This window comes from Arthrobacter sp. CAN_A2 (genome assembly GCF_015752045.1).
Taxonomy (GTDB): Bacteria; Actinomycetota; Actinomycetes; order Actinomycetales; family Micrococcaceae; genus Arthrobacter_D.
Genome location: NZ_JADOUS010000003.1, coordinates 44,995 through 60,649 on the forward strand (window position 1 = coordinate 44,995; position 15,655 = coordinate 60,649).

The following is a 15,655-nucleotide window of genomic DNA, read 5'->3' on the forward strand; positions in this document are numbered from 1 at the left end:
GGTCACCGAACGGCATCACCATAGCAGCCGCAAGCCATCGGCCCGGCGTCCGTCATGGTCGTCCTTCCTGCTCGGCCGGGTCGGCGGCGGAGGCGCCCTGCCACGCCGCCCGGAACACGGGGACGGCCTCGGCGGGGACGGAGGCGGCCGCCACGAAGCCGTCCGGCCGCACGAGATACAGGGTGCCGGGTCGCAGGGGGGTGGTCCCTGTGGAGGCGAAGGTGTGGAGCGGGAGTCCGAGGTCGACGGCGGCGGCTTCCCCACCCCGTGCCGCCGCATCGTCGGGAGCGTACAGGTGCAGTTGCCACGCCGCGGACCGCAGCGCGTCGAAGTTCTCCCCCGTCCAGTGGAGGCGGCGGCCGACGACGGGGTCACGCCGCCGTCGCGGCGCAGCCCCGTCCATCCGGTAGTGGATGCGGATCTGGCCGAGGTAGCCGGCCATCCGCCGTCCGATCGGCAGGTGGGGCAGGAGGGCGACCCCGATGGGCAGCACGACCCGCGGCACGTACCTGCGCACGAACGTCACGGCCCGCGAGCGCGCCGTTACACCCCGGAACACGAGATCGGTGGTCCTGATCAGGCGCAGCGCCACCGGGCGGCGTTCGGCCTCGTAGCGGTCCAGGCCGCCTGCGGGCGCCCGTCCAGCGAGGACGTCGGCGAGCTTGAACGCGAGGTTGTGGGCGTCCTGCAGGCCGGTGTTCATGCCCTGGGCGCCGACCGGCGAGTGGACGTGCCCTGCGTCGCCCGCGAGGAAGACCGAGCGGTCGCGGAAGCTCGCTGCGACCCGGTGGTGGACGCGGTAGGTGGAGAACCAGCGGGAGTCCTCGTAGGTGACGCCGAAGACCTCCGCGAGGTGATGCCGCGCGTACTGCTCCGTCACCGTCGGCGCGACGTCGTCGTCGGCGATCCCGATGAGCCGCTGCCGCTGGCCCGCCGTACCCTCGGACCGCATCGGGAAGGCGAGGAGGAACTCGGCGGCGCCCTGCCGGATGTTCACCGTGGCCGGCGCCAGCCCGTGCACGCCCACCGCGTCGATGAGATAGAAGGTCTGCCGGTTCGTCGTGCCCTCGAAGGCGATCCCGCACAGGGACCGGACCGTCGAGGACGCGCCGTCGCACCCCACCGCGAACCGGGCCCGGAGGGTCGACGGCCCGTCCGGCCCGTCGACCCGGGCGGTCACGCCGTCGTCGTCCTGCTCCAGGCCCGTCAGGCGGTGCCGCCAGCGGACGCCGCCGCCGAGCTCGGCGAGGTGCCCGGCGAGGATCCTCTCGTTGGCGCTCTGCTCCAGCACGTACATGCCGGGATAGGGGGTCAGTCCCCGTCCGAGCCCGGTGAGGGGAATCGGTGCGAAGGCCTTCCGGCCGAACCCCTGCCGCATCGAATCCGCGTGCTCCGCTGCGGCCAGCACGCGGTCGACGACGCCGAGCTGGTCGTAGATCTCCATGGACCGTGAATGCACGCCGAGGGCGCGGGACTCCGGGGTCGGGCCGTCCTTGCCGTCCAGGACGATGGTGCGGACACCCAGTCGCGTCAGCCAATCGGCCAGCATGAGGCCCGTGGGCCCCGCGCCCACCACGAGCACGTCGGCGTCGTCGGGGGCCGTCGTGTCGTCCGTCATGACCGCGCGGCGGGCGCCGCTCAGCGACCCAGGATCGTGCAGACGCAGGCGCGATTGCCCTCGGCGTCGGCCAGGACCGTGAAGGACGGCGCCTGCGCGTCGTCGACCACGCGTCCGCCCGCGGCCACGGCGGCGGCTATCCGGGCCTCCGCGGCATCGTGCGGCACCCAGAGGTCGAGATGGAAGCGCTGCCGTGGCGTCTCGTGGGCGTCGGTGTGCTGGAACCACAGGAGGGGGACGCGCCCGCCCGGGTCGGCCACGTCGTCGCCGTCCACGGCGGTGGCGTCGCCGGTCAGCAGTGCCGCCCAGAACGGTCCGGCGGCCGCGACGTCCGCGGTGTCGAGGGCGAGCTCGACGACGGCGGGCGCCGCAGGGTCCGTCCGGATGCCCTGCTCGCTCGCGATCGCGCTGATCCGGCGCGCGAGGTCGACGTCGCGTTCCGTCACGCCGGAGGCGTCGTGGCTGAGGAGTGTGACGTCGACGTGCGGGTAGGTCAGCACGACGTCGGGGTGGTGGCCGGCCTGCTCCGCGAGGTCGCCGATCGCCGTGACGAGGGCGAGGCCGGTGGCGAAGTCGCCGGTCACGAAGCGGGCGTGCAGCGCCCGGGCCAGTTTGCGCCAGTCGGCGAGGCCGGCGTCGAGGATCTGCTGCGTGGTGAGGAGGGTCATGCCGCCAGTATGCCGCGTGCCCGCATCCGGGAGAAGGGACGCCAAGGTTGGGCTGCCATACTGCGGGATGCCCACCCTCAGAATCCACCCGGGCCTCGCGTCCCGGTTCGACGGCGATCTCAGGGAGCGGTTGCGGGCCGCGGTGGTCAACCCGCAGCTCCTCCTGGCGGCCAAGGCCGCCTTCGCTGCGGCGCTCGCCTGGACGATCGCCCTCGCCATCCCCGGAACCGCGGCCGAGTACCCGTACTACGCGCCGCTGGGTGCCCTGCTCGCCATCTACCCGACGGTGGCGGGCACCGTGAAGCTCGGCCTGCAGACCGTCGTCGGGCTGACGATCGGGATCCTCCTCGCGTACGTCGCGGTGTGGGCGGGGGATCCGAACTGGCTGACCATCGCGTTCGTCGTCGGGGTCGGCGTGCTTCTCGGTGGGGTCCTCAAGAGGACGGCGGGCGGCGGGTCGGGGATCGCGTCGGCGGGACTGTTCGTGCTCGTCATTGGCAACGAGAACCTGGGGTACTCGCTGGGCTACCTGATCCAGACCCTCGTCGGCGTCGGCGTGGGCCTCGCGGTCAGCGCGCTCATCCTGCCCCCGCTCCATCTCAATGACGCTGTCGGCCAGATGAGCGGCCTGCGCCGGACGGCGGCGCGCCAGCTCCAGGAGATGGGCGAGGCGCTCGAGCAGGACTGGGCCGAGGACGATCCCCGGTGGGCGGAACGCCGCGACGACCTCACGGCGTCGGTGCGCAACGCCCGCAGCGCCCTGCAGTACGCGGCCGAGAGCCGGAAGGGGAACGTCCGGCGGCGCTTCCACCCGCGGGACATACCCGGCGACTACCGGCATGTCGAGGTCCTGGAGGTCGTCGCCGCCCACACCCTGAACATCACCAACATGCTGCAGGAGGGGCTCCACGGGACGGCCGCCGAGCATCCCCTGCCCGAGGCGGTCCGCCCGCCCCTGCAGGCGGCGTTCGCCGCCGTCGGGAACGTCCTGGACCTGTGGACGGTCGAGGAGAACGGCGCCGAGATGCTCCATCGGGCCGAGCAGACCCTGAAAGTCCTCGAGACCAAGGCCTACGAGTCCTCGTCCGAGACCGTCCCCTTCGGCTCGGCGGCCGCGATCGGCATGAATCTCCACCGCATCCTCCAGGCCGTCAAGCCCGAGCTGGGCATCGAGGGGGAGTCCTGACCCCGGACGAAGGAAAGGGCGCCCCGAGGGACGCCCTTTCCTGGTTCATACGGCTCAGGTGAGATCGCGGCTCTTGGCGAACCGCTCGATGGCCTTCTGCGTGGACCGGTTGGTCAGGACCTGGATGGTGGTACTGACCGCGCCCGAGATGATGGCGAACACCAGCGCCGAGCGGAGCGTGTTCTCGAGGCCGTCCTTGCTCTTGGGCGGCGCCTCGCCCGTGATCTTCTCCCACAGGAAGTCGATGAGTTTCGTCCCCACGAAGCCTGCGCCGACACTCATTCCCACACCGAGCAATTTGAACACTACGTTCATGGTTTCTCCTTCTGGTCCGTTGGTCCTGCGACTAGCCTAGCCGGGCTGATCTCCCGTCCGCAGGTGTAGGATCGGGAGCGCTCAAGCAACAACGACAGGGGAGCGCCGATCCGCAGCATGCTGCCGGAGCGGGCGCTGAGAGTGCGGACCGCCGCAGACCCTCGAACCTGATCCGGTTAGTACCGGCGAAGGGAGTCGAGTTCTCAGGGTGCGCGGCAACCGTGCGCCCTCCCCTCCTGCAACCCAGGAGGAATCAGCATGGCATCATCGACGGCCCTCGAGGGCCTCTCCCCCCGCACCGCCCGGTGGCGCGTCGTCGACATCGTGGTGGCCTCGGTCATCGCCGTCGCCGTCGGCGTGCTGTTCTTCGTGTGGTCCGCGGGCTACTCGGGCATCAGCGTGCTCACCGCCGGCTTCCCGCCGCTCGCGGGCCTCTACTCCGGCGGCTGGCTCATCGCCGGGGTGCTCGGCGGGCTGATCATCCGGAAACCGGGCGCCGCGATCTACTGCGAGGTCCTCGCCGCTGCGGTCTCCGCCCTGATCGGCACCCAGTGGGGCGTCGGCGTCCTCATCTCCGGGGCCATCCAGGGAGCGGGGGCCGAACTCGTGTTCCTGCTCTTCCTCTACCGGAAGTGGAACCTGCCCGTCGCGCTCCTCGCCGGCCTCGGCGCGGGCCTGGCGCTGGCGATCAGCGAGAACATCCTCTACAACGCACTCTGGAGCGTCGAGTTCAAGCTCCTGTATGCGGTGTCCGCCGCCATCTCCGGCGTCGTCATCGCGGGCCTGCTGTCCTGGCTGGCCATGCGCGGGCTCGCGAGGGCGGGCGTGCTGTCCTCCTTCGCCGCCGGCCGCACGGCGGACGTGTGACGCCAGCGCAGGCGCCGTCCCCGGGAGCTGCGTCCGTCAGCGCCCGGGGATGGGGCTGGCGCCACGCCGGCCGGAAGGCCTTCGCCGCCCGCCACCTCGACCTCGACCTCCGCCCCGGCGAGCGCGTCCTGCTCCTCGGTGCGTCCGGCGCGGGCAAGTCCACCGTGCTGCACGGGCTGGCGGGACTGCTCGGCAGCCAGGACGAGGGCGAACAGGAGGGTGAACTGCTGCTCGACGGCGCCCGCCCCGCCGACGTCCGGGGCCGGGCGGGCCTCGTGCTGCAGGACCCCGACACCCAGGTGGTCCTCGCGCGCGTCGGCGACGAGGTGGCCTTCGCCGCCGAGAACCTCGCCGTCCCGCGGGAGGAGATCTGGCAGCGGGTGCACCGGGCGCTCGACGACGTCGGGCTCGACGTCCCGCTCGACCACCCGACCACGGCGCTCTCGGGCGGTCAGAAGCAGCGCCTCGCCCTGGCCGCGGTGCTCGCCATGGAGCCGGGGCTGCTCCTGCTCGACGAGCCGACGGCGAACCTCGACCCCGACGGCGTCGTGGAGATCCGCGACGCCGTCGTCCGCGTCCTCGAGCGCACGGGCGCGACCCTCGTGGTCGTCGAACACCGCGTCGCCGTCTGGGCGGACGTCGTCGACCGCGTGATCGTGCTCGACGCCGCCGGCGGTGTCCTCGCCGACGGCGCCCCGGGTTCGGTCCTGGTCCAGGAGGGCACGCGCGCCCGGCTCGCGGACGCGGGCGTGTGGATCCCGGGCCGGCAGCCGCCCGTCGGCGGGTCCGTGCCCGACGGCGGCGGGGAGGCGCTGCTGTCCGCGCGGGGCCTGACGGTCGCCCGGACGAAGCGGGGTCCGGCCGCCGTCGAGGGTCTCGGACTCGACGTCCGGGCCGGGGAGGCGCTCAGCGTCACCGGACCCAACGGCGCCGGCAAGTCGACGGCCGCGCTCACGCTCGGGGGCCTGCTGCGCCCCCGCGCCGGACGCCTCGAGGCGCTGCCGCGACTCGCGGGCGCTGCGGGAACCGACCCCTTCCGCTGGCGCTCGGCGCAGCTCGTGCAGCGCATCGGCACCGTGTTCCAGGAACCCGAGCACCAGTTCCTCACCCCGAGCGTGGGGGAGGAGCTCGCGTTCGGGCCGCGGAGGGTCAGCGGCACCCCTGACCCACGGCGCACCGCGGAGATCGCCGAACGGCTGCGGCTCACCCACCTGCTGCGGGCCAACCCGTTCACGCTCTCCGGCGGGGAGAAGCGGCGCCTGTCCGTGGCGACGATGCTCGCCACGGCGCCGCGCATCCTGATCCTCGACGAGCCGACGTTCGGCCAGGACGCCCTCACCTGGGCGGAGCTCGTGACGTTGCTGCGCGAGCTGATCGAGGACGGCGTCGCCGTCGTCTCCGTGACGCACGACGCCGATTTCATCGCGGCGCTCGGCGGTGCCACCCTGCACGTCTCCGGCGGGGCGGGCCGGCTGGTGGCCCGGTGAGCGGGGACTACCTGACGCCGGCCCTCGCCGGCCGGACACTCCTCCGGGCCAATCCGGTGTCCAAGCTGTTCGCCGCCGGGGTCATCACCCTCGCGCTCCTGGCCAGCATCGACTGGGTCAGTGCAGCGGTGGTCCTCGGCTGCGAACTCGCCCTCATGCCGCTGCTGGGCATCAGCGTGGTCGGCCTCGCGCGGCGGATCTGGCCCCTGCTGGTGGCCGCCCTGCTCGGCGCCTACGGGACGGCGCTGCTCGCGGACAAGACGGGCGGCGTGCTGCTCGACGTCGGGCCGTTCCTGTTCACCGAGGGGTCCGTCGCGGCGGGGACCGCCGTCGGGCTGCGGGGCCTGGCCCTCGCGCTGCCGGGGATCTTCATCCTGCTCACCACGGACCCCACGGATCTCGCGGACGCCCTGGCGCAGAAGCTGCACCTCCCGCACCGTTTCGTCCTGGGGGCGCTGGCGTCGCTGCGGCTGGTGGGCCTGCTGGTGGAGCAGTGGGAGATGCTCGGGCTCGCCCGGCACGCCCGCGGCATCGGTTCGGACGGGTCGATCGTTGCCCGGACCCGGAATCTGGTGGGGCAGTCGTTCGGCCTGATCGTGCAGGCCATCCGGCGCGCCACCCGGCTCGCGACGGCGATGGAGGCGCGCGGCTTCGGCGGCGGGACGCGCACGTGGGCGAGGACGAGCACGTTCTCGGTGCTCGACGTCGGGGTGGCCGTCGTCGGACTGGCCATCGCGGCGGGTGCGACGACGGCGGCCGTCCTGGCCGGGACCTGGAACTTCATCCTGTCCTGACCTGCGTCACCTGACCCGCGCCACGTGACCGCGGTCGGAAGTCCCCGGAGACGGCACCGGGGGCCCGCTGGAGCGGGCCCCCGGTGGACGGGTCGAACGGGCGGACGGGGTGGCTAGAGCACGTCCGAGAGGAACGCCCTCAGGCGGGGTGTCTGCGCGTCGTCGAAGATCGCGGCCGGGGGGCCGGATTCCACCACGACACCGCCGTCCATGAACGTCACGGTGTCCGAGACATTGCGTGAGAAGCCCATCTCATGGGTGACCACGACCATGGTCATGCCCGCCGTCGCGAGGTCCGCCATGAGCGCCAGGACGCCCTTGACGAGCTCGGGGTCCAGTGCCGAGGTGGCCTCGTCGAAGAACATCACCTCGGGGTCCATGGCCAGCGCGCGGGCGATCGCGACGCGCTGCTGCTGGCCGCCCGAGAGGTTGCCGGGACGGACGTCGGCCTTGTGCTTCAGTCCCACCAGGTCCAGCTGGGCGAGGGCCTTGCTCCGCGCCTCGTCCGACGACATTTTCCGCAGCTTGCGCAGGGCCAGCGAGACGTTCTCCAGCACGCTCTTGTGCGGGAACAGGTTGAACTGCTGGAACACCATGCCGATGCGGCGGCGCAGCTCGTCCGGGTTGTCCTTCAGGACGGACCGGCCGTCGAGCAGGATGTCCCCCTGGTCCGGTTCGATCAGCCGGTTCAGGACGCGCAGGAGCGTGGACTTCCCGGACCCGGAGGGGCCGATGACCGACGCCGTCGTGCCCCGTTCCACGTGCAGGTCGATGCCGCGCAGCACGTGGTTGGAGCCGAAGGACAGGTGCAGGTTCTTCCCCGTCAGGGTTCCTGATGCTTGTGTGTTCATGCCTTCGCTCCTTCGCCGATCGGTGCGGCCAGTTCGTCCGGTTCCGGCTTCGCCGTCTTCCCGACCCGCAGGCGCTGGTCGATGAAGTTGACCAGGTGCGTGAGCGGGATGGTCAGGCACAGGTAGAGCACACCGGCGGCGATGAGCGGCGACAGGTTGCCGGTGTTGCTCGCGGCGTCGTTACCCACCCGGAAGAGCTCGCGCTCACTGGCCACGAGGCCGATGAAGTAGATGAGCGAGGACTCCTTGATGAGCGAGATGAACTGGTTCACCAGGGCGGGCAGCACGCGCCGCACGCCCTGGGGGACCACGACGAGCTGCATCGACGCGCCGTAGCTGAAGCCCAGGGCGCGCGACGCCTCCAGCTGTCCCTTCTCCACGCTCTGGATCCCGGAGCGGAAGATCTCACCGATGTAGGCCGAGGCGATCAGCGAGAGGGCGAGGATGCCCAGCGGGTACGGACTGGTGCTGCCCGTGATCTGCCGGAGGATCGGGCCGAGCCCGAGGCCGATGAGCAGGATGATCACGACGGCGGGGAGGCCGCGGAAGATGTCCGTGTAGATACGGGCGATCCACCGCAGCACACGGTTGCGTGAGATCCCCATGATGGCGAGGATCATCCCGACGATCGTGCCGATGATCCCCGACGCCAGGGCGAGCAGGAGCGTGTTGGGCAGTCCGACGGTCAGCAGGTCCGGCAGGACGGCCGCCATCGCCTCCCAATCGAAGAAGGTCTTCCCGAGCTGTTCGAGGGCATCCATGCAGGGACCGCTACTTTACTTCCACGGCTTTGCTGCCGGGCTTCCAGTCGGTGGGCGTCTCGCGCTCCGGGTACCACTCCTGGGTGAGCTCGGTCCAGGTGCCGTCGGCGACCACGGCGTCGAGGCCCGCGTTGAGGGCGTCGATGAGCGGCTGGTTGTCGCTGTTCACGGCGTACGCGGTGAAGTTCTCGGTGTTGATGATGGTCTCGGCGATCGTGGTGTCGTCGCCGTCCTTCACCTGGCCGGTGGCCTGCTGGGAGGGGGCCACCCAGGCGTCGACCTGCCCGTTCTTCACGTTCGCGTAGACGGTGTTGTAGTCCGGGAAGCGCACCGGCTCGAGGCCGAGGGTGTTGGAGACGTAGTCGTCCTGGACGGTGCCCTGGACCACGCCGATGCGGGTGCTCTCGGAGAGGGAGTCGAAGCCCGTGACGGAGGAGCCGTTCTTCGTGACGACGGCCATGTAGCCGAAGTCGTAGCCGTTGCTGAAGCCGACGTTCTCGCGGCGCTCGGCGGTGGTGGAGATCGAGGAGGATCCGACGTCGAACTGCTTGTTCTGCACCTGGGCGAGGAGTGCGGAGAAGTCCGTGGACGCGAACTCCACCTCGAGGCCCAGCTTGTCGCCGACGGCGCGCAGCAGTTCGTTGTCGTAGCCGGTGAAGACGCCATCCTCGAGGAAGATGTTCGGCGGGGCGTCCGAGAGCGTGCCGACGCGCAGGGTGCCGTCGGTGATGAGGCCGAGCTCCGACGTGTCGATCTCGTCGACCGGCGTGGTGCTCTCGGTCGTGTACTGGTCGAGCGACTGCTGGTCGCTGCCGGCCAGGGCGTCGGTGGTCTCGGTGGGTTCGCTGCTGCCGCTGCCGCAGGAGACGGTGAGGGCGAGGAAGGGGACGGCGAGTGCCGCGAGGACCTTGCGGGAGATGTTCATGGTGTCCTTCGAAGTGCCGGCCCGGATGGGGGCGCGGGAAACGGGGGTGGTGCTGGGACGCCGGGTCACGGCGAGGAAGAAGACAGGCTGCTGGGTGACACGCTCACTGTTCTGGGCTGTGCGCAGGTGCGGTTGCTGTCACCGGGGTTGGATCGGGACAGGCCGCACGACGCCGTACTTGCCAACCGGGGGACTTGTCCCGGCGGCCGAATCTTCACCTGGAGCACCCCACTACGGGAGAGGGTTGCTGTCCAGCCGGCCAGGGCCGAGGGCTGGAACTCTTGATTGCAGGCAAAACGCTAGGGCAGCAGGAAGCGCCGGGTCAAAACGGGAAGGGCCGGAATGCGACGCTTGACGTAGCAGAAGGGTCCCAGGGGGCCTATTTGTGGCGGAGATTACACGAAGCGGTCCACCAGGTCGGTGAGTTCCGCGGTCAGCGCGCTCGAGGTGCGGAGCTCCTGGCCGTCCAGGGAGAGCACCGGCGCGAGGAGCCGGATGCTCGAGATCAGCCACACGGCGTCGGCCTCGAGCAGGTGGTGCGGTTCCAGCGGTCCGTAGCCGAGCTCCCACCCCTGCTCCTTCGCAGCGGCGAACAGCGCGCTCTGCGAGGTGCCCGCGAGGATCCCGCTCTCGAGCTGGGGTGTGAGGAGGGTCTTCCGGCCGTCGCGGTCGTAGGCGAGGAGCACGGTCGACGTCGGCCCTTCCAGCACCTTGCCGTCGGAGGAGGTGAAGATGACGTCGTCGGCCCCGTGCGCCTTCGCGTACCGGACGGCGGCCATGTTGACGGCGTAGGAGAGGGTCTTGGCGCCCATGAGCAGCCAGGGTGCACGCTGGGCGACCGTGCTGTCGTACCCGCGCTCCAGGAAGAGGACGTTCAGGCCCGTCTCGCGCTGCCGCAGCGTGGCTTCCGGTACGCGGGCCACCTGGACCCAGGCGGTGGCGCGCCCGGCGCCCTCCACCCCGCGTGTGGCGATCAGCTTGACGACGGCGTCCTGCCGGCCCGGTTCCGCGGCCGCGAACTCGCGCAGGCCCGTGCGGATCGCGCGGCTCCACGCCTCGGCGTCCGGCACGGTGAGGTCCAGGGCCGCGGCCGACGACGCGAGGCGCGCCAGGTGGGCCTGCTCCTTGCGGGGAGCTCCGTCGACGGCGAGCAGGGACTCGAAGAGGCCGTCGCCGCGGGTGGCGCCGAGGTCGGTGGCCATCAGCTGGGGCTGGGACGCGTCGACGACCCTGCCGTCGTCGTGGGCCGGGTCGAGGAACACGAGAACAGTCATGGGCCACAGCGTATCCGCTCGGCACCGGCGGAGGGCCTGAAGGAAAGGGAGGCCGGGCCGCATGCGTGCGGCCCGGCCTCCGGGGCGGGATCAGTTACTCCTGATCGCTGTCCTGTGCATAATCCTCGGCCTTGTCGGCCATGTCACCAGTGTCCGCCATAGAGTCGGCTTTCAGTCGAACCGGTCCGCGGCCCGCCGTGGGCTGCCGCGGTCTGACCCGTTCATCGTCCACCTGCGGGAGGTGCCGCGGTACCGGCAGGATCCGGTTGACATCCGCTCCTGAGGAGGGGTGACGGGCGGGCTCCGTGGCGGGCGCCGTGCGGGGCACGTCGGGGACATCGGCCGGGAACTCGGACCCCAGGGCCGACAGCACCCCGCGTGTCTTCGTCCGGACCTCGGCCCACTCCTCGGCGGGGTCCGAGTCGGCGGTGATCGCCCCGCCGACGCCCAGGGCGAGGTGCGTGGTATCGCCGTCGTCCGCCAGCACGAGGGTGCGGATGACGACGGCGAGATCCGTGGCGCCGGTCAGGCTGAAGTACCCGGCGGCGCCCGAGTAGGGGCCGCGCGGACCCTCCTCGAGGCGGTCGAGGATGGCCATGGTGCTGATCTTCGGCGCGCCCGTCATCGAGCCGGCAGGGAACGCGGACCCGATCACCCCGGCGCGCGCGCTGCCCGGCCGCAGCCGGGCGTCGATGGTGCTCACCATCTGGTGGACGGTGGCGTAGGACTCGATGGCGCACAGCCGGCTGACGGTGACCGAGCCCGGGACCGCGTGGTGCGAGAGGTCGTTGCGGAGCAGGTCCACGATCATGATGTTCTCCGCGCGGTCCTTCGCGGAGTTCCGGAGGTCCTCGAGCAGGGCGGCGTCCTCCGCCGGGTCCGCCGAACGGCCGCGCGTGCCCTTGATGGGCTCCGCCCGCATGAGGCCGTCCTGCGTGAGCTGGAGGAAGCGCTCGGGGGAGGTGCTGGCGACGGCGAAGCCGGGAAAGCGGAGGTAGTGCGCGAAGGGTGCCGGACTCGCGGCGCGGAGGCGGAGATACGTCGCCAGCGGATCGAGGCGCTCCACGCGGGCCGACAGCGATGTCGTCAGGCAGACCTCGTAGGTGTTGCCGTCGGCGATCTCGGCCTGCGCGCGGCGGGTCTTCGCGAGGTACTCCTCGCGGGAATCCCGGGCAACGAAGCGGGGCGCCGGGGGCGGGGGCGACGGCGCGGCGAGGGGCGCGGCCCCGACGGCGCGGCGGGCCCTCCCCAGCCAGTCCTCACGGCCGGGGTCGCGGCGCCCGTCCGCGAGCGTGAGCAGGAAGACGGCCTCCTGGGCATGGTCCACGACGACGGCGCGGCCCGCGAAGACCAGCGCGGCGTCCGGGAGGGCGTCGGCCGGGGTCGGCACGGAGGCGCCGCCCGTCTCCCGCTTGAGCTCGTAGCCGAGGTACCCCAGCCAACCCAGTCCGAACCCGCAGGCGAACCCGTCCGGGGTGCGGACCGCGCGGCGCCCCCAGACGTCGTCGAGCCAGCGGAAGAAGGGCTCGCGGATGCGCGTGGTGACCGCGCCGGCGGTGATCTCCGTGGTGCCGTCCCGGTGCAGGGCCTGCTGCCCGAAGTCGCCTGACGCGTCCGCCAGGATGCTGAAGCGGCTGCGCCCGTCCGGCAGGGGCGTCGTGGTCCCGGCGTCGGAACTGTCCAGCCAGACCGCCGCGGGGGCCGCGCCGTACAGGGTCGAGAACAGCGCCGCGGTGTCCGGCGCCGCCTCGATGCGCTCGCAGTCCAGCCGGAGTCCGCGCCGTCCCGCACGCTCCGGCGCGAGCAGGATCGCGCACGCAGGCAGCCCCGTGAGCGCCAGGCGGACGGCCTGCGGCGAGGGGACCCCGCGGTGGCCCTGCACGACGACGTCGGCGGCCGCGGCGGGATCGTCGCCCGCCAGCCAGGCGTCCTCCTGGTCCGCCCAGCGATGCCAGAAGGGCGCATAGGCCTCGCCGTCGCGCTCGATCGCGGTCCGGTGCCGGATCCCGGCATCCGCCTCGATCCAGATCACCGCGTCGAGGTGGGGCCGTGCGGCGGCGGCCGCCGCGCCCACCCCTTCCAGGAGCACGATCTCGGCCGCCGCCGTGGTCCGCTCGGCGCCGTCCTGCCCGCGGTCCCAGTCCCAGGCGTTCCAGTGCGCCGGCCGCCCGGCGTGCAGGGGGCGGAGGACGCGCTCCACGTAGCGGCCGATGCCGTCGTCGAGCCCGTCCCAGCCCGGGTAGATGTCCTCGAGGTGGAAGAGGCTGACGCTGTGGTGCTCCCGGAGGAGGGCGGCGAGTTCGACGGCGAGGGTGGTCTTCCCCGCCCCGGATCGCCCGTCGACGGCGATGAGCAGGGGTGCGTCGGCCGGCACGGATCAGGCCACGGCGAGCAGGGCGCCGACGCCCACGAAGAGCGAGCCGAAGGTCCGGTTGAAGATGACCTGGCCGCGGTCGTCCTGCGTGAACCGCCGGAACGAGCGGGCGGCGCCGGCGTAGAAGAACCACATGACGAGCACGTCGATGACGACGACGGTCACGGCCAGGACCGCGTACTGGCCCAGCAGCGGGCGGTCCGGGCGGATGAACTGCGGGATCAGGGCGAGGAAGAAGACGATGGCCTTCGGATTGAGCAGGTTCACCCAGAGGCCGCGGCGGACCATCGAGAGCGCGCCCTCGTTGACCTGCCGGTCACGGACCTCACTGTGCTCGGGTTTCTGCAGGAACTTCCGCACGCCCAGGTAGACCAGGTACGCGGCGCCGGTGTACCGGATGAGGTTGAACGCCAGCGGCGAGTTGGTCACGAGCAGTCCGACGCCCGCCGCGGCGACACCGATGTGCACGAGGAGGGCCGCCTGCTGGCCGAGGATCCCCCAGATGGAACGGCGGAAGCCGACCGTCAGCGCGTTGCTCATGGTGTTCACCGCGCCCGCCCCGGGCACGAAGCTGATGAGCGTTCCGGCGCCGAGCAGCGCCAGCCAGAGGGAGGGATTCACCCGTTCATGGTAAGCATTGCCGGTCGGGGCGGAGGAACGTCAGGCGTCGAGTTCGTTGCGCACGAACCGGACGACGCCCTCCACTGCGCCGTGGACCATCCGCCAGGTGGCCTCGAAGTCGCTGGCGTCGCCGTACCAGGGGTCGTAGATCCCCAGATCCTCGAGGTCGGCGTCCGTCGTGGACGGGTCGAACTCGCGCAGGAGGTGGATCCGGTCCCGGGCCTCACCGTCCGGCGCATCCCGGCGCAGCTCGCGGTAGTGGTCCAGGTCCAGGGCGAGGATGAGGTCCCGCTCGCGGTACCAGACGGCCTCGAAGCGCCGGGCACGGTGCAGGTGGCTCTCGATGCCGAGCTCCGCCAGCTTCGCCGCCGCACGCTCGTCGATCGGCTGGCCGGCCTCCCAGTCGGTGGTCCCCGCGGAATCGACGGCGACGTGCTGCTGCAGTCCCGCCTGCGCGAAGGCATGCGCGAGCATGAGCTCTGCCATGGGCGAACGGCAGATGTTGCCCGTGCAGACGGTGACGATGCGGTACATCCCGCCAGCTTATCGGCGGTCGGGTCAGGCGCGCGCGAGGATCTCGACGCTCGGCAGGAGGAACACGCCGTCGTCCGCGCGCCCCCACCTGCGCCACCCTTCGGCCAGGCGCTGCAGGGTCTGCCGGTCGGCGAGGCCGCGCTCGATGGTCTGCTCCGCGAAGGCCGAGTGCTCCACGCGCTCGGCCCAGGATTCGGCGTGCCCGCGCCGGTCCTCGGCGGCGGCGTACACCCAGCTCGACGACGACACCTCGACGTCCGCGAAACCGGCCTCGGCCGCCCACGCGGGGAGGCGCCGCCCGGCGTCGGGCTCGCCGCCGTTCCCGCGCGCCAGCCGGCCGTAGAGGTCCCGCCACTCGTCGAGCTCGCCGACCGCGGGGTACCAGGTCATCGCGCCGAAGTCCGCCTCGCGGGCGGCCACGATGCCGCCCGGGCGCACGACGCGCCGCATCTCCCGCAGCGCGGCCACCGGATCCGCGAGGTGCTGCAGCAGCTGGTGTGCGTGCACGACGTCGAACGACTCGTCGGGGAAGTCGAGGTCGTACACGTTGCCCTCGCGGAACTCCACGTTGGCCACGTCCGCGTGGGCGGCCGTGGCCTGCGCGACGACGTCGGCCGACCGGTCGAGGCCGGTCACCGACCCCGGGGCCAGGAGATCGGCGAACCCGGCGGTGATGCTGCCCGGTCCGCACCCGATGTCGAGCAGCTCCATGCCGGTCTCGAGGAGCGGCTCGAGGTAGGCGGCCGACGACGCGACCGTGCGCATCGCATGCGCGGCCGTCACGCTCGGGTGGTGTCCATGGGAGTAGACCTCGTCGTTCATGCTTGGAAGGCTAACCGGCGGGCCGGTCACCAGCCAGCCCGACGCCGTCCCGCGCGTCGTCCTTCGCGGCGACCGTGGCGTCGGTGATCCTCTGCATCATGTCGCGCAGCAGGGTCAGTTCCTCCTCCGTGTACCGGTCGAGGACGCCGTTGAGGTGGCGGGCGAGCGGGGCGAACAGCATCGCGCCGGTGCTGCGTGCCTTGTCGGTCATCTGCAGGTGGACCTGCCGCCGGTCCACCTCGCTGCGCCGCCGGGTGACGTGGCCGGCGGAATCGAGGCGGTCGACCAGGGCCGTGGTGGCCGGTGAGCTCAGGTTGAGCTCCTCGCGGAGCAGGCCGGGGGTGACGGTGAGGCCGGCCTGGGCGGCACCCATCATGATGCTCAGGGCGTGGAGATCGGTGCGGTACAGGCTGTCGCGCTCACTGGCGGCCTCCACGTAGCGCTCGGTCTCGATGGTGAACTGCCGCATGAGTGCCATGAGCTCGTCCCTCGTGGCCATGGATCCTCGCCTCCTGTCCCTCCCAGTTTAAGCCGGTTCAGATTATCTCCATCATAGAT

The 15,655-nt window shown here is 71.7% G+C and carries 16 protein-coding genes and 2 riboswitches; of the genes, 4 read left to right on the top strand and 12 right to left on the bottom strand.

Going from position 1 to position 15,655, the window contains the following annotated elements; all coding sequences use genetic code 11:
* Nucleotides 1-52: 52 nt before the first annotated feature.
* Both IWX63_RS04635 and IWX63_RS04640 read right to left on the bottom strand, forming a co-directional pair.
* Entirely contained in the window at nt 53-1,618 is a 1,566-nt protein-coding gene (locus IWX63_RS04635) for an FAD-dependent monooxygenase (protein ID WP_199276996.1), read from the bottom strand.
* A 20-nt stretch (nt 1,619-1,638) separates the two neighbouring features.
* Nucleotides 1,639-2,286 (bottom strand): 4a-hydroxytetrahydrobiopterin dehydratase, encoded by a 648-nt coding sequence (locus IWX63_RS04640; RefSeq protein ID WP_199276997.1) that lies wholly within the window; start codon nt 2,284-2,286, stop codon nt 1,639-1,641.
* 67 nt (nt 2,287-2,353) lie between these two features.
* Here IWX63_RS04640 and IWX63_RS04645 point away from each other — a divergent pair, with 67 nt between their 5' ends.
* On the top strand, nt 2,354-3,472 hold the full coding sequence (locus IWX63_RS04645; protein WP_199276998.1) for an FUSC family protein: 1,119 nt from the start codon (nt 2,354-2,356) through the stop codon (nt 3,470-3,472).
* Nucleotides 3,473-3,526: 54 nt separating this feature from the next.
* Here the strand turns inward: IWX63_RS04645 and IWX63_RS04650 are convergent, their stop codons facing one another.
* The gene (locus IWX63_RS04650) at nt 3,527-3,787 is read right to left on the bottom strand and encodes a DUF4235 domain-containing protein (protein WP_199276999.1); all 261 of its coding nucleotides are present in this window, start codon (nt 3,785-3,787) and stop codon (nt 3,527-3,529) included.
* A gap of 86 nt (nt 3,788-3,873) precedes the next feature.
* Nucleotides 3,874-3,998: riboswitch (TPP riboswitch) on the top strand.
* Nucleotides 3,999-4,045: 47 nt separating this feature from the next.
* Between IWX63_RS04650 and IWX63_RS04655 the strand changes: the two genes are divergently transcribed.
* From IWX63_RS04655 to IWX63_RS04665, 3 genes are read left to right on the top strand one after another with little or no spacing between them, the layout of a single operon-like run.
* Nucleotides 4,046-4,654: an ECF transporter S component gene (locus IWX63_RS04655; protein ID WP_199277000.1), complete on the top strand. Its 609-nt coding sequence runs from the start codon at nt 4,046-4,048 to the stop codon at nt 4,652-4,654.
* Entirely contained in the window at nt 4,651-6,141 is a 1,491-nt protein-coding gene (locus IWX63_RS04660; protein ID WP_334685640.1) for an ABC transporter ATP-binding protein, read from the top strand. Before IWX63_RS04655 ends, IWX63_RS04660 begins: the two co-directional genes overlap by 4 nt.
* A complete protein-coding gene (locus tag IWX63_RS04665; RefSeq protein WP_199277001.1) occupies nt 6,138-6,935 on the top strand; it encodes an energy-coupling factor transporter transmembrane component T family protein in 798 nt (265 codons plus the stop codon). The genes IWX63_RS04660 and IWX63_RS04665 overlap by 4 nt, the downstream gene beginning before the upstream one ends.
* 113 nt (nt 6,936-7,048) lie before the next feature.
* Here the strand turns inward: IWX63_RS04665 and IWX63_RS04670 are convergent, their stop codons facing one another.
* From IWX63_RS04670 to IWX63_RS04710, 9 genes are all read right to left on the bottom strand, one after another.
* The gene (locus IWX63_RS04670; protein WP_199277002.1) at nt 7,049-7,786 is read right to left on the bottom strand and encodes an amino acid ABC transporter ATP-binding protein; all 738 of its coding nucleotides are present in this window, start codon (nt 7,784-7,786) and stop codon (nt 7,049-7,051) included.
* Nucleotides 7,783-8,547, bottom strand: coding sequence for an amino acid ABC transporter permease (locus tag IWX63_RS04675; protein ID WP_199277003.1), 765 nt, complete (start codon nt 8,545-8,547; stop codon nt 7,783-7,785). The genes IWX63_RS04670 and IWX63_RS04675 overlap by 4 nt, the downstream gene beginning before the upstream one ends.
* Before the next feature lie 10 nt (nt 8,548-8,557).
* Nucleotides 8,558-9,472, bottom strand: a complete 915-nt coding sequence (locus tag IWX63_RS04680) for an ABC transporter substrate-binding protein (protein ID WP_199277004.1) — start codon at nt 9,470-9,472, stop codon at nt 8,558-8,560.
* Nucleotides 9,473-9,641: 169 nt separating this feature from the next.
* Nucleotides 9,642-9,759, bottom strand: a riboswitch (SAM riboswitch).
* Nucleotides 9,760-9,867: 108 nt separating this feature from the next.
* Nucleotides 9,868-10,746, bottom strand: coding sequence for an aminodeoxychorismate lyase (locus tag IWX63_RS04685; RefSeq protein WP_199277005.1), 879 nt, complete (start codon nt 10,744-10,746; stop codon nt 9,868-9,870).
* A 94-nt stretch (nt 10,747-10,840) separates the two neighbouring features.
* Nucleotides 10,841-13,120, bottom strand: coding sequence for an aminodeoxychorismate synthase component I (gene pabB, locus IWX63_RS04690; RefSeq protein ID WP_199277006.1), 2,280 nt, complete (start codon nt 13,118-13,120; stop codon nt 10,841-10,843).
* 3 nt (nt 13,121-13,123) lie between these two features.
* Nucleotides 13,124-13,741 (bottom strand): LysE family transporter, encoded by a 618-nt coding sequence (locus IWX63_RS04695; RefSeq protein WP_199277007.1) that lies wholly within the window; start codon nt 13,739-13,741, stop codon nt 13,124-13,126.
* 39 nt (nt 13,742-13,780) lie between these two features.
* The gene (locus IWX63_RS04700; RefSeq protein WP_199277008.1) at nt 13,781-14,275 is read right to left on the bottom strand and encodes a low molecular weight protein-tyrosine-phosphatase; all 495 of its coding nucleotides are present in this window, start codon (nt 14,273-14,275) and stop codon (nt 13,781-13,783) included.
* Between the two features lie 24 nt (nt 14,276-14,299).
* Nucleotides 14,300-15,097 (bottom strand): methyltransferase domain-containing protein, encoded by a 798-nt coding sequence (locus tag IWX63_RS04705; protein WP_199277009.1) that lies wholly within the window; start codon nt 15,095-15,097, stop codon nt 14,300-14,302.
* 10 nt (nt 15,098-15,107) lie between these two features.
* The gene (locus IWX63_RS04710; RefSeq protein ID WP_199277010.1) at nt 15,108-15,596 is read right to left on the bottom strand and encodes a MarR family winged helix-turn-helix transcriptional regulator; all 489 of its coding nucleotides are present in this window, start codon (nt 15,594-15,596) and stop codon (nt 15,108-15,110) included.
* Nucleotides 15,597-15,655: the final 59 nt, after the last annotated feature.